This window comes from Goekera deserti, assembly GCF_010685995.1.
GTDB classification, from domain to species: Bacteria; Actinomycetota; Actinomycetes; order Mycobacteriales; family Geodermatophilaceae; genus Goekera; species Goekera deserti.
Window position 1 is genome coordinate 26,079 of the sequence record NZ_JAAGWK010000030.1, and the last position, 13,629, is coordinate 39,707.

Here is a 13,629-nt window from a genome sequence, read left to right on the forward strand (position 1 = left end):
CCGACCACGAGGACGGCCGCGTCGTCGCGGGCCCGCCGCGGTGCAGCGCGACCGAGGTCTCCGCGGAGCGGGCGGACGGGTCCCAGCCGACCACCGGTGAGGTGTGGCCGACCCGCTCGACGGTGCCGTCGGCGCGCACCAGCAGCGGGCGCGGGTGGCCGCCCGGCGCGACCGTCGCCGTGGTGCGCCCGTCCACGACCGGCTCGATCGCCACCAGCGCCGCGGTGCAGCAGGTGCGGGGGCGCCGGCCGGCGAGCCTGCTCCGCGGCCTGGTGCAGCCGGTGCTCCTGCTCCACGGTGCGCGCCTCGCCCCCGGTGTCAGCGCGGACGACAGCCAGCAGGTCGGTGCCGTGCTCGTCCCCGGCGACCACCCGTCCCGGCAGTCCCCACAGTCACGGCAGTCACGCCCGCGCCGGCCCCCGGGGCCCCGCGCGGCCCCTGCGGCGGGGGTGCACACCGGGCGGCGCACGGCCCGGGACCCTAGTGTGGGCGACAGGCGGACCAGGGCCCGAGACGGTGGCAGAGGCGGTGCGGGTGCGAGCATCACTCTGGCAGCGCGCGCGCCCACCAGCCGGCTACGACCTCGTGTGGCGCCGTGAGCTGCACTCCCTGCCCCAGCTCGCGGGACTACGAGCCGCGCTGCGCACCACGCTCACCGGCAGCGCGGTGGTGCTGGAGCCCGAGCTCGACCACTGGTCCGAGCGCATGGTGCTGGTCGTGGACGAGCTGGCCTCCAACGCCCTGCGGCACGGCGCCCCGCCCGTCGACGCGGTGCTCAGCCGGCGCGGCGAGGACTGGATGATCGCCGTCGAGGACAGCTCCGGGGACGTCCCGCCGACGCCGGCGGAGGGGCGTGACCCGGCCCGTGGCGGCTTCGGGCTCTACCTCGTCGCCGACCTCACCAGCGCACACGGCTGGTGCGCCGAGCAGGCCGTCAAGACCGTGTGGGCCGTCGTCCACGGGGTCGACTGACCGCCGACCGCGGGCCCACCGGTCCCGTGCCTCGCAGGCCTACCGACCGGTAACCCCCGGAGGTAGCCTGCGTCACATGACGACAGTCGAGCGGCAGGACGAGGCCATGTCGGCGAACGCGCCCGGGGCGGCCGAGCAGGACACGTTCCGGTCGACCGACCCGGCCTCCGGCGAGCTGGTCGGGGTGTTCCCGGTGCAGGACGCCGCCGCGGTCGAGGCGGCCGTGGCCCGGGCCCGGGTCGCCGCCGAGGCCTGGGCTGCGCTCGGCTTCGGTGAGCGCCGGCTCCGGCTGGCCGCCTACCGCGGTTACCTGGCCCGCCGGATGAACGAGCTGGCCGACCTGGTGCACCGGGAGAACGGCAAGCCGCACGACGACGCCGTCCTGGAGATCACCCTGGCCATCGACCACCTGGCCTGGGCCGGTGCGCACGCCGCCCGGACCCTGCGCCTGCGCCGGGTCGCCCCGGGGCTGCTGGCCGCCAACCACGCCGCGTACCTGGAGTACCAGCCGCTGGGCGTCGTCGGGGTGATCGGGCCGTGGAACTACCCGGTGTTCACCCCGATGGGCTCCATCGCCTACGCCCTGGCCGCCGGCAACGCCGTGGTGTTCAAGCCCTCCGAGCACACCCCCGCGGTGGGCGCGTGGCTGGCGCGGGCCTGGCAGGCCGCGGTCCCGGACTGCCCCGACGCGCTGCAGGCGGTCACCGGCCTCGGGGAGACCGGTGCGGCGCTCTGCCGGGCCGGGGTGGACAAGGTGGCCTTCACCGGCTCGGCCCCCACCGGCCGCCGGGTCATGGCCGCGTGCGCGCAGACGCTGACGCCGGTGCTGATGGAGCTCGGCGGCAAGGACGCCATGATCGTCGACGACGACGCGGACGTCGCCGCCGCCGCGAACGCCGCGGTCTGGGGGGCGATGAGCAACGCCGGGCAGACCTGCATCGGCATCGAGCGGGTCTACGCCACCAGCGCGGTCTACGACGCCTTCGTCCGCGAGGTGACCGAGCAGGTCGCCGGCCTGCGGCCCGGCTCCGGCCCGGGCGCCGCGTACGGACCGATGACGATGGCGAGCCAGACCGACGTCGTCCGCCGGCACACCGACGACGCGCTCGCCGACGGCGGCACCGCGGCGCTGGGCGGTCCCGTGCCCGGTACCCAGGCGCACGGCAACGTGATCGCCCCCGCCGTGCTGCTCGACGTGCCGGAGAGCTCGGCGGCGGTGCGCGAGGAGACGTTCGGCCCGACCATCACGATCACCCGGGTGGCCGACGCCGAGGAGGGCCTGGCCCGGGCCAACGCGACCTCCTACGGCCTGGCCGGGTCGGTGTTCGCCGGCTCCCGCTCCCGCGGGCTCAGCCTGGCCCGCCGGATGCGCAGCGGCATGACCTCGGTCAACTCGGTGCTCACCTTCGCCTCGGTGCCGGCGCTGCCGTTCGGCGGGGTCGGGGAGAGCGGCTTCGGCCGCATCCACGGCGCGGACGGGCTCAAGGAGTTCACCCGCGCCAAGGCGGTGACCCGGCAACGGTTCCCCCTGCCCGTGGACCTGATGAGCTTCCGCCGGCCCGCCTCGGCGGCGCCGGCGCTCGCCCGGGTGATCGGCGTCGTGCACGGGCGGCACCGGTGAGCCGGGCCGGGCGCGACAGCGGCCGGGACACCTTCGACGTCGTCGTCGTGGGCGCGGGGTCGGCCGGCTGCGTGCTCGCCGCGCGGCTGTCCGAGGACCCGGCGCTGCAGGTGCTGCTGCTGGAGGCCGGCGGGTCCGACCGCACCCTGGAGGTGCAGGTGCCGGCCGGGCTGTACAAGACCTTCCGCACCCGCTGGGACTGGAACTACACCACCGAGCCGCAGCCCGCCGCGGCCGGGCGGCCCCGGTTCTGGCCGCGCGGCAAGATGCTCGGCGGCTCCTCCTCGATCAACGCCATGGTCTACATGCGCGGTGCCGCCGCCGACTACGACGAGTGGGCCGAGCTCACCGGGGACGACCGCTGGTCCTACCGCTCGGTGCTGCCGGTCTTCCGCCGCTCGGAGGACAACGCCCGGGGGGCCTCGGAGTTCCACGGCGCCGGCGGCCCGCTGCGGGTCGAGGACCTGCGCACCGTGCACCCGTGGACCGCGGCACTGGTCGAGTCCGCCGTCGCCGCCGGGCACCCGCACACCGACGACTTCAACGGCCCCAGCCAGTTCGGCGTCGGGTTGCACCAGGTCACCCAACGGCGCGGGCGCCGGTGGTCGGCCGCCGACGCGTTCCTGCACCCGGCGGCGGGCCGGCCCAACCTGACGGTGCGCACCGGCGCGCACGCCACCCGCGTGCTGCTGGACGGCACCCGGGCCACCGGCGTGGAGTACCGGCACGAGGGCCGGCTGCGCACCGCCCACGCCTCCGCCGAGGTCGTGGTGTCCAGCGGGGCGGTCAACTCCCCGCAGCTGCTGATGCTGTCCGGCATCGGCCCCGGCGCCCACCTGCGGGAGGTCGGCGTCGACGTGCGGCACGAGCTGCCCGGTGTCGGCTCCGGCCTGCAGGACCACCCGCTGGTGCCCACCATCTGGACGGTGCGCTCGGGCCGCTCGCTGCTGCACGGCGAGGGCCCGGTGGGCTACGCCCAGTGGTTCGGCGCCCGGCGGGGGCCGCTGACCTCCAACCTCGCCGAGGCCGGGCAGTTCGCCCGGTCCCGCCCCGAGCTGGCCGACGCCGACCTGCAGTACATGTACCTGCCGGTGAAGTTCTGGCGGCAGGCCGAGGTCGACCCCGACGTCGACGCGTTCACCGCCTGCACGGTGCTGGTGCGGGTGGAGTCGCGCGGCTCGGTCCGGCTGCGGTCGGCCGACCCCAGCTGGGCCCCGGCCATCGACGCCGGCTACCTGACCGACGACCGCGACCTCGAGGCCCTGGTCACCGGGATGGAGATCGTCCGCGACATCGCCGCCACCGGCCCGCTGGCCGCGGTGCTCGACCAGGAGTGGCGCCCGGGCCGCGCCGTCACCACCCGCGACGGCCTGCGCCAGGCCGCCCGGGAGGACCTGGAGTCCCTCTACCACCCGACGTCGTCCTGCCGGATGGGCACCGACGGCATGTCCGTGGTCGACCCCGAGCTGCGGGTGCACGGCCTGCAGGGCCTGCGCGTGGTGGACGCCTCGGTCATGCCGACGCTGGTGCGCGGCAACACGAACGCACCGACGATCATGATCGCCGAGCGGGCCGCCGACCTGCTGCGCGCCTCGCTCGGCAGCGCCGCGCAGCCGGTCCACGCCGACCTCGCCATGTCCTGACCGCGCCGGGGTCGGTGCTGGTCAACCGCGGGTCACGGCCTCGGTGACCGCGGCGTCCTGCACAGCGGCCGGCACGGGGGCGGCCGCTGTGGAGGCGGCCGGCCTCGGGGCGGTCGGCCCCGGGGCGGCCGGCCCGGCTCGGCGGACCAGGACCGACAGGCCGGCCGCGACCAGGCAGAGCGCGGCGGCGCCGTACCAGGCGGCGTCGTAGGAGCCGGTGGCCTCGCGCACCACGCCGGCGCCGAAGGCGGCCGCCGCGGCGCCCAGCTGGTGGCTGGCGAACACCCAGCCGAACACCACCGGTGCCCGGGCCCCGAAGTGCTCGCGGCACAGGGCCAGCGTCGGCGGCACCGTGGCCACCCAGTCCAGGCCGTAGAACACGATGAAGGCGACCATGCTCAGCTGCAGGTCGGTGCCGAACAGCTGGGGCAGCAGGGCGAGGGAGACCCCGCGCAGCCCGTAGTAGGCGAGCAGCAGCAGCCGGGGGTCCACCCGGTCGGTCAGCCAGCCGGAGGCGATCGTGCCGGCGATGTCGAACAGGCCGACCAGCGCCAGCAGCCCGGCCGCAGTGGTCACCGGCATCCCGTGGTCATGCGCGGCCGGGATGAAGTGCGGCTGCACCAGCCCGTTCGTCGACGCCCCGCAGATCAGGAAGCCCCCGGCCAGCAGCCAGAACGGGCGGGTGCGCACCGCGTCGGCCAGCCCGCGCAGGGCCACCCGCCCGGCGTTGCCGCGCACCGGCTCCACGTCGTCGGCCGCCGTCCCGCCGTAGGGCACCGCGCCGACGTCCCGGGGCCGGTCGCGCAGCAGCCAGGCCACCAGCGGGACGACGGCGAGCGCCGCGGCCGAGGTGCCCAGCGCCGCCGGACGCCAGCCGTACGCCTCGTCGACCAGCGCGACCACCGGCAGGAACACCAGCTGCCCGGCCGCGCCGCCGGCGGTGAGCACCCCGGACACCAGGCCCCGGCGCGCGACGAACCAGCGGCCGGTGACCGTAGCGACCAGCGACATCGCCATCGACCCGGTACCCAGCCCGACCAGCACGCCCCAGCACACGACCAGCTGCCAGCTCGCGGTCATGGACACGGTCAGCCCGCTGCCGGCGGCGACGACCAGCAACGCGCACACCACCACCCGGCGGATGCCGAAGCGCTCCATCAGCGCCGCGGCGAACGGCGCGGTGAGCCCGTACAGCGCCATGTTGAGCGCGATCGCGGAGGAGATCGTCGACAGCGACCAGCCGAACTCCTCGCGCAGCGGGTCGATGAGCACCCCCGGGACGGCCCGGAAGGCGGCCGCACCCACCAGGGCGAGGAAGGTGACGGCGGCGACCCACCAGGCGGGGTGCACGCGACGGACGGCGACGGAGCTGGTCACAGGTGGCAGCGTCCGGCAGCGGCAGCGCCGGCACCAGTGGCACGGCAGCCACCACGCGCAACGATCCGGCCGTGCGGGTGGCCACCGTCCACGGCGGTCCGGTGCGCACGTCGGCCGCCACCGGCGCACCCACCGCGACCGCCCCGCGTGGCGGGTGTGACCACCGACTCCCCTCGCGCCTCCCCGGAGCGGCGGCACCGCGTGGCAGAGTGGTGATCACCGGCGCCGCCCCCCGCTCATCCGAGAGCAGGTGGACTCGACGTCGGCGCGAGGCTGCGCCACCGAGGCGCGCCGGCGACCCGACGTCCCGACCGGACATGCGATGCGGCCCCTCACGGGCGCCCCGCCCCGGCCGGCCGGCGGGAGCCACCGGACACCGTGAGGACCCCACCTCCCTTGAGCTCCACCCAGCCCGTCCCGAACGCCGAGAGCCCCGCCGACCGTCCCCGCCGCCGGGCCACCCGCCCGGCCGGCGCCGGTGACGGCACGGCCGCCTCCCCCGCCTTCCGCCCCGCCTCCCGGCCGGCCGCCCCCGCACCGGTGCACGCCCCGGCCACCGGCCACGGTCCGGCCGCGGGCACCCCGGCCCCCGGCGACGGCGCCCGCCGCCGCCGCGGTGGCCGCGGTCGCGGCACCGGCCGCCCCGACGGCGCCGAGGCACACCACGACGACGCCCCGCATCCGGCGGCGCCGGTCGCCCCGTCCGGCGCCGATGCCGTGGTGCCCACCCATGCCACCACCCCGACGGTGCTGCCCACCGACACCACCTTCGCCGCGTTGGGCGTGCCCGCGCAGCTGGTCGACGTGCTGACCGCCAGCGGGATCACCGCGCCGTTCCCGATCCAGGTCGCCACGCTGCCGGACACCCTGGCCGGCCGTGACGTGCTCGGCCGCGGCCGCACCGGCTCGGGCAAGACGCTGGCCTTCAGCCTGCCGCTGGTCGCCCGGCTCGCCGCCTCGACCAGCCGGCGCCAGCCCAAGCGCCCCCGCTCGCTGATCCTGGTGCCGACCCGTGAGCTGGCCAACCAGGTCGCCGCCGTCGTCGAGCCGCTGGCCTCGGCGCTGGGCATGCGCTCGACCGTCGTCTTCGGCGGTGTTGGGCAGAACCCGCAGGTGCAGGCGCTGCAGGGCGGCATCGACGTGCTCATCGCCTGCCCCGGCCGGCTCGAGGACCTCATCGGCCAGGGCCACTGCGACCTCGGCGCGGTCGAGATCACCATCCTGGACGAGGCCGACCACATGGCCGACCTGGGCTTCCTGCCCGGCGTGAAGCGGCTGATGGACCGCACGCCGAAGGCGGGTCAGCGGCTGCTGTTCTCCGCCACCCTGGACAACGGCGTGGACGTGCTCGTCAAGCGCTACCTGGACCGGCCGACCACCCACTCGGTCGACCCGGCGGTCGCCCCGGTGTCCACCATGACCCACCACGTGTTCTCGGTGTCCGCCGCCGACAAGCCGGCCGTCGTGCAGCAGCTGGCCTCCGGGCTGGGCCGCAGCGTGCTGTTCATGCGCACCAAGCACCAGGCCAAGAAGCTGGCCAAGCAGCTCACCGCCGCCGGCATCCCGGCGGTCGACCTGCACGGGAACCTCTCGCAGAACGCCCGCGAGCGGAACCTGGAGGCCTTCAGCAACGGCTCGACCCGGGTGCTGGTGGCCACCGACATCGCCGCCCGCGGCATCCACGTCGACGACGTCGCGATCGTCGTGCACGTCGACCCGCCGTCGGAGCACAAGGCCTACCTGCACCGCTCGGGCCGCACCGCCCGCGCCGGTGCCGGCGGCACCGTGGTCACCATCGCGACGCCGGACCAGAACGGCGAGGTGCGCATGCTGACCCGCCAGGCCGGCATCAACCCGACGACCACCGCCGTGCAGCCCGGCGCACCGCAGATCGCCGCACTGGTCGGCGAGCCGGCCCCCTGGGTGCAGCCGGCCCCGGTGGCCGAGCCGCAGCCCCAGGGCAACGGCGGCGGCCGCCGCGGCGGCAGTCGCTCCGGCGGTGGCGGTGCCGGCGGTGGTGGCGGCGCGGCCCGGTCCGCTGCCGGCGGCTCGGCCCGCACGAGCAGTGGTGGCGCCGGCGGCGGCCGGTCGGGCCGCTCCGGGCAGAGCGCCGGCCCGGCCCGCACCCGCGCGGAGCTGGCGGCGCGGGCCGGCCAGCAGCCCGGTGGCTCGCCGCGCGGCCGTTCCCGCGGCGGACGCTGACCTCCTGACGCCCGGCCGGTCGACCACCGACCGGCCGGGCTCACCGCCGCCGGTGGGCCCGGCGGCACGGTGCGCGGCCGCGGCCGCCCACACCGCCGGGGGCACGGGCGGGCGGCACGCGTGGTTGAGTACGGCGCCGTCTGTCCCCCGTGGAGGTCCCCCATGCGCCTGCCCATCACCGCCGCCGAGATCGCCCCCCGTCTGGCGACCGGTGCGTTCATCCTCAACTCCGGCCTCGGCAAGCGGAGCGCCGACGGTGCCACCGCCGCGGGCCTGCACGGCTTCGCCGCGAGCACCTACCCGTTCCTGCGGAAGGTGGACGCCCCCACGTTCGCCAAGGCCGTGTCGATCGGCGAGATCGCCCTGGGCGCCGCCCTGCTGGCCCCCGTCGTCCCGGCCGCCGTCGCCGGCGCCGGGCTCACCGCCTTCTCCGCCGGGCTGCTCGGGCTGTACCTGCAGACCCCGGGCATGACCAAGCCGGGCGCCAGCATCGCCCCCACCCAGGAGGGCCTGCCGATCGCCAAGGACGTGTGGATGCTCGGCATCGGCATCGGCCTGCTCACCCAGGGCCTCACCGGCCGCACCGAGCGCCGCCAGGTCCGGGACGCGGCGAAGCTGCGGGCCCGCGCGGAGAAGGCGTCGTCCCGGGCCGCACGGAAGGCGCGCGCCGCCCGCCGCTGACACCCCAGGCGCCGCCGCTGACGGTCCGGCGCCGCCGCTGGCCGGCGGCGGCGCCCGGCAACCGCCGATGACCTCGCTCACGTCCCACCGGGGTCGCCCGTTGCGGGAGCCCTTTCGGCCGCGCCGTGGGAGGATGGAGTCATCATGACGACATCCGGAGCACCCGTGTCCACGATCCCCACAGTCGGCCAGCGGCCCCGTGTCGTCATCATCGGTTCCGGCTTCGGCGGCCTGTTCGCCGCCCAGCGGCTGCGCAAGGCCGACGTCGACGTGACGCTGGTCGCCAAGACCAGCCACCACCTGTTCCAGCCACTGCTCTACCAGGTCGCCACCGGCATCCTGTCCGAGGGTGAGATCGCCCCCTCGACGCGCGAGATCCTCCGCCACCAGGCGAACGCCCGCGTGGTGCTGGGCGAGGTCGTGGAGATCGACCTGACGGCGCGCACGGTCACCTCGGCGATCCTCGGCCGGCGCACCGTGCACGGTTACGACCAGCTCATCGTGGCTGCCGGGGCGGGCCAGTCCTACTTCGGCAACGACCAGTTCTCCGAGTTCGCGCCGGGCATGAAGAGCATCGACGACGCCCTGGAGCTCCGGGGCCGGATCTTCGGCGCCTTCGAGCTGGCGGAGCTGGCCACCGACCCGGACGAGATCGACCGGCTGCTCACCTTCGTGGTCGTCGGTGCCGGGCCGACCGGGGTGGAGATGGCCGGGCAGATCGCCGAGCTGGCCCGCCGCACCCTGCGCCGGGACTTCCGCACCATCGACCCCACCTCGGCGCGGGTGATCCTGCTCGACGCCGCGCCGGCGGTGCTTCCGTCCTTCGGGGAGAAGCTCGGCGAGTCCGCCCGCAAGCAGCTCAACGGCATCGGCGTGGAGGTGCAGCTGGGCGGCATGGTCGTCGGGGTCGACGCCGACGGGCTGGACGTGAAGGAGAAGTCCGGCGAGGTGCGGCGCATCCAGGCCGCCACCAAGATCTGGGCCGCCGGCGTGCAGGCCAGCGAGCTGGGCCGCACCCTGGCCGAGCAGTCCGGCGCCGAGATCGACCGGGCCGGCCGGATCAACGTGCTGCCCGACCTGACGCTGCCCGGGCACCCCGAGGTGCACGTCGTGGGCGACATGATGGCGCTGGCGAAGCTGCCTGGCGTCGCGCAGGTCGCGATCCAGGGCGGGCGTTACGCCGCCGACGCGATCATCCGCCAGCTGGCCGGCAAGCCCCCGGCCGCGCCCTTCGTCTACCACGACAAGGGCAGCATGGCGACGATCAGCCGGTTCAGCGCCGTGGCCGACGTCGGGAAGCTGAAGATCACCGGCTTCACCGCCTGGCTGATGTGGCTGGTCGTGCACCTGGCCTACATCGTGGGCTTCCGCAGCCGGATCACCACCGTGCTGCACTGGGTGGTCAGCTTCCTGGGCCGGGGCCGCTCCCAGCGGGTCGGCACGCAGCAGCAGGTCTACGGCCGGCTCGCCCTGGAGAAGCTCGGGCCGCACTTCGAGGCATCGAAGACCGGCGGACCCAAGGACGCCGTCCCGGTCGGTGAGGACGTGACCGGGCGCGAGTCCGCCTGACGGCGGCGACCCCCGGCCGACGCCGGGGGGCCGGCTCAGCCGGCTGCGGGCAGCGGAACGCCGAGGGGCAGCTCGGTGTCGGTGGCGGAGGCGGTCTGGACGCAGTTGCGGCCGGCCGACTTGGCCGCGTACATCGCCCGGTCGGCGGCCTGCAGCAGATCGGCCAGCACCAGGTCGTCACCCGCCGAGCTGCTGGCGACCCCCAGGGAGACGGTGACGGGCAGGCCCGCCACCGGGTCGGCGGCGATGCACGCCCGCAGCCGCTCGGCGACACCGGCCAGCTCGCCCGGGGTGCTGGCCGACAGCAGGACGAAGAACTCCTCACCGCCCAGCCGGAAGACCGGGGTGCCCGCGCGCAGGGCGCCCTTCAGCCGCTGGGCGACGGCCTGCAGGACGACGTCGCCGCGCTCGTGCCCGTGCGTGTCGTTCACCGACTTGAAGTGGTCGACGTCGGCCATGATGGCACCGACGACGCCCTGTGAGGTGCTTGCCACCCGGACGGTGGCGGCGAAGTGGTCGGCGAGGGTCTTGCGGTTGTACAGCCCGGTCAGCGCGTCGATGGCCGCGTCGTCCCGGGAGCCCAGGTGGACGTTGGCCATCAACGTCGCCGCCAGCGTCAGGGAGACGACCAGGCCGACGTAGGAGAACAGGTACATCCAGTCCGGTGCGGGCTCCAGGGCCGGCAGCCCGTGCGCCCCGGCCACCGCAGCCCCGATCAGCAGCACCGAGATCGCGGCCCCCACCCACATGACCTGCGGGCGGAAGCACACGCACTGCGACAGCACCGGGATCACCGCCAGCACCAGCAGCGGGCTGGACACGCCGCCGCTGAGCAGCACGCTGACGGCGATGTCGGCCTCGATGGCCACGAATGCCGCTGCCGCCACGACCTCGACGGTGCAGCGGCCGCTGCGTCCGACGGCCGTTGCGACGACGATGACCAGGTGCGCCACGACGATGGTGAGCAGCACCGCCGGCCCGGACCAGAACGACACCACGGCGGTCGAGGCGCCGATGGTCAGCCCGTTGACGTGCGCGGCCTGCAGGCGGTGGGACATGTCGTGGAAGCGGGCCCGGTCCGCGGTCCCGCCGCACAGCCATCGGGACCATGCCGATCCAGGGCCGGGTGCTCGACGACTCATGAGACGGACATCGGCAGCCGGTGGCCGGTGGCCCAGCCGCCGGGGGCCCGACTCACTCGGGCTGGTGGTTCCCGCTCAGTCCTCGGAGAGCCAGACGAACCCGAGACCCGGGACGACGAGCCGGCCGTCCCGCAACTCCAGCGGGTCGCTGGACAGCGCGACGTGCAGGCCGCCGAACCCGGTGGCCGCGTCGGCGTCGACCTCCTGCGCATCGACGCCGGGGTTGGCCAGTCCGACGAAGGTGCCGGTGCGCGGGTGGTGCCGCCGCCAGGCCAGCACCCGGTCGTTGCCCACCTCGAGCACCGTGGTGTCCGCTCCCCCGCGCAGCGTCGGCAGCGAGCGGCGCACCGCGGACAGCTGCTGCAGCGCGCCGAACACCCGGCCCTCCAGCGTCTGCGGGTCATGCCGGTGCTCGGCGGCGGCCCAGTCCATGTGCGGGCGGTGCATCCACCGGTTGTCCGGGGCGAGCGCGGGGTCCTCCAGGTAGCCGCGGTCGTTGCGCAGGGCCAGCTCGTCGCCCATGTACAGCAGCGGGACGCCGCCGTGCGCGTAGGCCACCGAGTAGAGCATCACCAGCCGCCGCACCCCCCGGTCCAGCGCGACGGCGTCCCCGCGCTCCAGGGCGTCCTCGATCCCGCACAGCGACGCCGCGGTGCCCGAGATGCGGGCGTCGCCGGTCGCCGGGTTCTCCTGGAACAGCTCACCGCGGGCGAACGAGCCGGGGAACCGGCCGGAGAAGAAGTCGTTGAGGAACCGGCGGTGGCCGTACCCGTCGACGCCGACGGCGGCCGCGTCGGTGTCGGTGACCGCCCAGCCGATGTCGTCGTGCCCGCGCACGTAGGTGACCCAGGTCGTCGTGGGCGGGATGGGGCGCATGCGGCCCAGCGAGCGGGAGGCGAGCCGTGCGTCGCCGGTGGCGACGCTGCTCCACAGCAGCACCATCAGCTGGTTGTTGTAGGCCAGCTCGTGCTCGGGCCGGTACCGGTCGTGCGCACCGAGGTAGGGCACCAGGTCGTCCGGGGACACGATGGCCTCGGCCTTGAAGACGACGGCGGGCGCGGCGACCCGCACCAGGGCGTGCAGCGCCTGCATGAGCACGTGCACCTCCGGCAGGTTCTGCCCCGAGGTGCCCAGCCGCTTCCACATGAAGGGCACCGCGTCCATCCGGAACACCTCGACGCCGCGGTTGGCCAGCCAGCAGATCTCACCGAGCACGGCCAGCGTGACGGTGGGCTGCGAGTAGTCCAGGTCCCACTGGTAGTCCCAGAACGTCGTCCACACCCAGCCGCCGGCACCGCCGTTCGCCTCCGGGACCCAGCTGAAGGAGCCAGGGGCGCGGTCGGGGAAGACCTCGGGGATGGTCGCGTCGTAGGCGTCGGGCAGCGAGCGGTCGGGGAAGGCGGTGTAGAAGCCGGCGTACTGCGGGTCCCCGGCCAGCCAGCCCTGCGCCCAGGGGTGCTCGCGCGCGGTGTGGTTGAGCACCATGTCGATGCACAGGCTCATCCCCCGGGCACGCAGCGCGGCGGCCACCTGCTCCAGGTCGTCCATCGTGCCCAGCCGCGGGTCGACCGCCCGGTAGTCGGCCACCGCGTAGCCGCCGTCGTTCTCCCCCTCCCGGGGCCGCAGCAGCGGCATCAGGTGCAGGTAGGTGGTGCCCAGCTCCTGCAGGTGGTCCAGCTTGGCGGGCAGCTCGCGCAGGCTGCCGCAGAAGCGGTCGACGTAGCAGACGTAGCCCTGCACCGACTCGCGCAGGAACCAGCCCGGGTCGATCTCCCGGCGGCGGTCGAGCAGCCTCAGCTCCGGGGAGCGCTCGGCCGCGGCCGCCAGCGAGGAGCGCACCGCCCGCTCGAACAGCTCGTCGACCTCGCCGCGCTGCCCGTACAGCTCGGCCAGCGGTGGGTGCACGTCGTACAGCGCGACGTCGACCCGGGTGAGGAAGGCGTCGGCCTCCACCGCACCCAGGGCCTGCCGCGCGTCGACGGCGAGGCGGGGCCGCAGCTCGGCCCAGGCGGCCTCGGCCGCGCGGCGGGCGTGGGCCTGGGGAGAGGTCATCGGGGCAGTCCGCTCAGCACCGGACCAGTATCCGGGCCGGCGGCCACGGCGCAGCCCGGCCCCCCGCAACGGGTCAGCGGCGCGCCCGGGCAGCCCCGTCGTCGCGGCCGACGTGGGCGCCGGCACGAGCAGGCCGTGGGCCGGCGCGAGCTCGCCGGCCCGGGCCAGGCTGTCACCGGCGGAGCCGCCGGCGCCGTGGCAGAGGACCAGCAGCGGGCGGGCCGTCGGGCACCGCGACCAGCACCTCGGTGCCGGGCCCGAGATCCAATGCGGTGACGCCGGGCGGCAGCGGCTCCCCGGCCACCGGTCCGGGCCCCGGCCGGCTGGTCGGTCGACCGGCCGGCGCGGAGCGGGCGCCGGCGTCCACCAC

The 13,629-nt window shown here is 75.7% G+C and carries 9 protein-coding genes; 6 read left to right on the plus strand and 3 right to left on the minus strand.

Features of this window, described 5'->3' with window-relative positions:
* The first annotated feature begins 534 nt into the window (after positions 1–534).
* From G1H19_RS19210 to G1H19_RS24720, 3 genes are all read left to right on the plus strand, one after another.
* Complete coding sequence (locus G1H19_RS19210) at positions 535–972, plus strand: ATP-binding protein (protein WP_152727292.1); 438 nt, start codon at positions 535–537, stop codon at positions 970–972.
* A gap of 76 nt (positions 973–1,048) precedes the next feature.
* Positions 1,049–2,593, plus strand: a complete 1,545-nt coding sequence (locus tag G1H19_RS19215) for an aldehyde dehydrogenase family protein (RefSeq protein ID WP_217269539.1) — start codon at positions 1,049–1,051, stop codon at positions 2,591–2,593.
* Positions 2,590–4,236: a GMC family oxidoreductase gene (locus G1H19_RS24720; protein ID WP_162392386.1), complete on the plus strand. Its 1,647-nt coding sequence runs from the start codon at positions 2,590–2,592 to the stop codon at positions 4,234–4,236. Before G1H19_RS19215 ends, G1H19_RS24720 begins: the two co-directional genes overlap by 4 nt.
* A 21-nt stretch (positions 4,237–4,257) precedes the next feature.
* On the opposite strand, the gene G1H19_RS19225 is transcribed toward G1H19_RS24720, so the two are convergent.
* On the minus strand, positions 4,258–5,613 hold the full coding sequence (locus tag G1H19_RS19225) for an MFS transporter (RefSeq protein WP_162392387.1): 1,356 nt from the start codon (positions 5,611–5,613) through the stop codon (positions 4,258–4,260).
* Positions 5,614–6,009: 396 nt separating this feature from the next.
* Here G1H19_RS19225 and G1H19_RS19230 point away from each other — a divergent pair, with 396 nt between their 5' ends.
* From G1H19_RS19230 to G1H19_RS19240, 3 genes are all read left to right on the plus strand, one after another.
* Positions 6,010–7,815, plus strand: coding sequence for a DEAD/DEAH box helicase (locus G1H19_RS19230; protein ID WP_217269540.1), 1,806 nt, complete (start codon positions 6,010–6,012; stop codon positions 7,813–7,815).
* A gap of 162 nt (positions 7,816–7,977) precedes the next feature.
* The gene (locus G1H19_RS19235; RefSeq protein WP_152727291.1) at positions 7,978–8,496 is read left to right on the plus strand and encodes a hypothetical protein; all 519 of its coding nucleotides are present in this window, start codon (positions 7,978–7,980) and stop codon (positions 8,494–8,496) included.
* Positions 8,497–8,640: 144 nt separating this feature from the next.
* Entirely contained in the window at positions 8,641–10,065 is a 1,425-nt protein-coding gene (locus tag G1H19_RS19240; RefSeq protein WP_152727290.1) for an NAD(P)/FAD-dependent oxidoreductase, read from the plus strand.
* 35 nt (positions 10,066–10,100) lie between these two features.
* On the opposite strand, the gene G1H19_RS19245 is transcribed toward G1H19_RS19240, so the two are convergent.
* Together G1H19_RS19245 and G1H19_RS19250 are read right to left on the minus strand one after the other, a co-directional pair.
* The gene (locus G1H19_RS19245; protein ID WP_162392388.1) at positions 10,101–11,123 is read right to left on the minus strand and encodes a GGDEF domain-containing protein; all 1,023 of its coding nucleotides are present in this window, start codon (positions 11,121–11,123) and stop codon (positions 10,101–10,103) included.
* 159 nt (positions 11,124–11,282) lie between these two features.
* Positions 11,283–13,259 (minus strand): alpha-amylase family protein, encoded by a 1,977-nt coding sequence (locus tag G1H19_RS19250; RefSeq protein ID WP_152727288.1) that lies wholly within the window; start codon positions 13,257–13,259, stop codon positions 11,283–11,285.
* Positions 13,260–13,629 lie beyond the last annotated feature (370 nt).

What these genes read in the sequence shown, in the direction of transcription:
- G1H19_RS19250 (WP_152727288.1), bottom strand. Translation starts at nt 13,259, where the DNA reads ATGACCTCTCCCCAGGCCCACGCCCGCCGCGCGGCCGAGGCCGCCTGG.
- G1H19_RS19235 (WP_152727291.1), top strand. Translation starts at nt 7,978, where the DNA reads ATGCGCCTGCCCATCACCGCCGCCGAGATCGCCCCCCGTCTGGCGACC.
- G1H19_RS19240 (WP_152727290.1), top strand. Translation starts at nt 8,641, where the DNA reads ATGACGACATCCGGAGCACCCGTGTCCACGATCCCCACAGTCGGCCAG.
- G1H19_RS19215 (WP_217269539.1), top strand. Translation starts at nt 1,049, where the DNA reads ATGACGACAGTCGAGCGGCAGGACGAGGCCATGTCGGCGAACGCGCCC.
- G1H19_RS19245 (WP_162392388.1), bottom strand. Translation starts at nt 11,123, where the DNA reads ATGTCCCACCGCCTGCAGGCCGCGCACGTCAACGGGCTGACCATCGGC.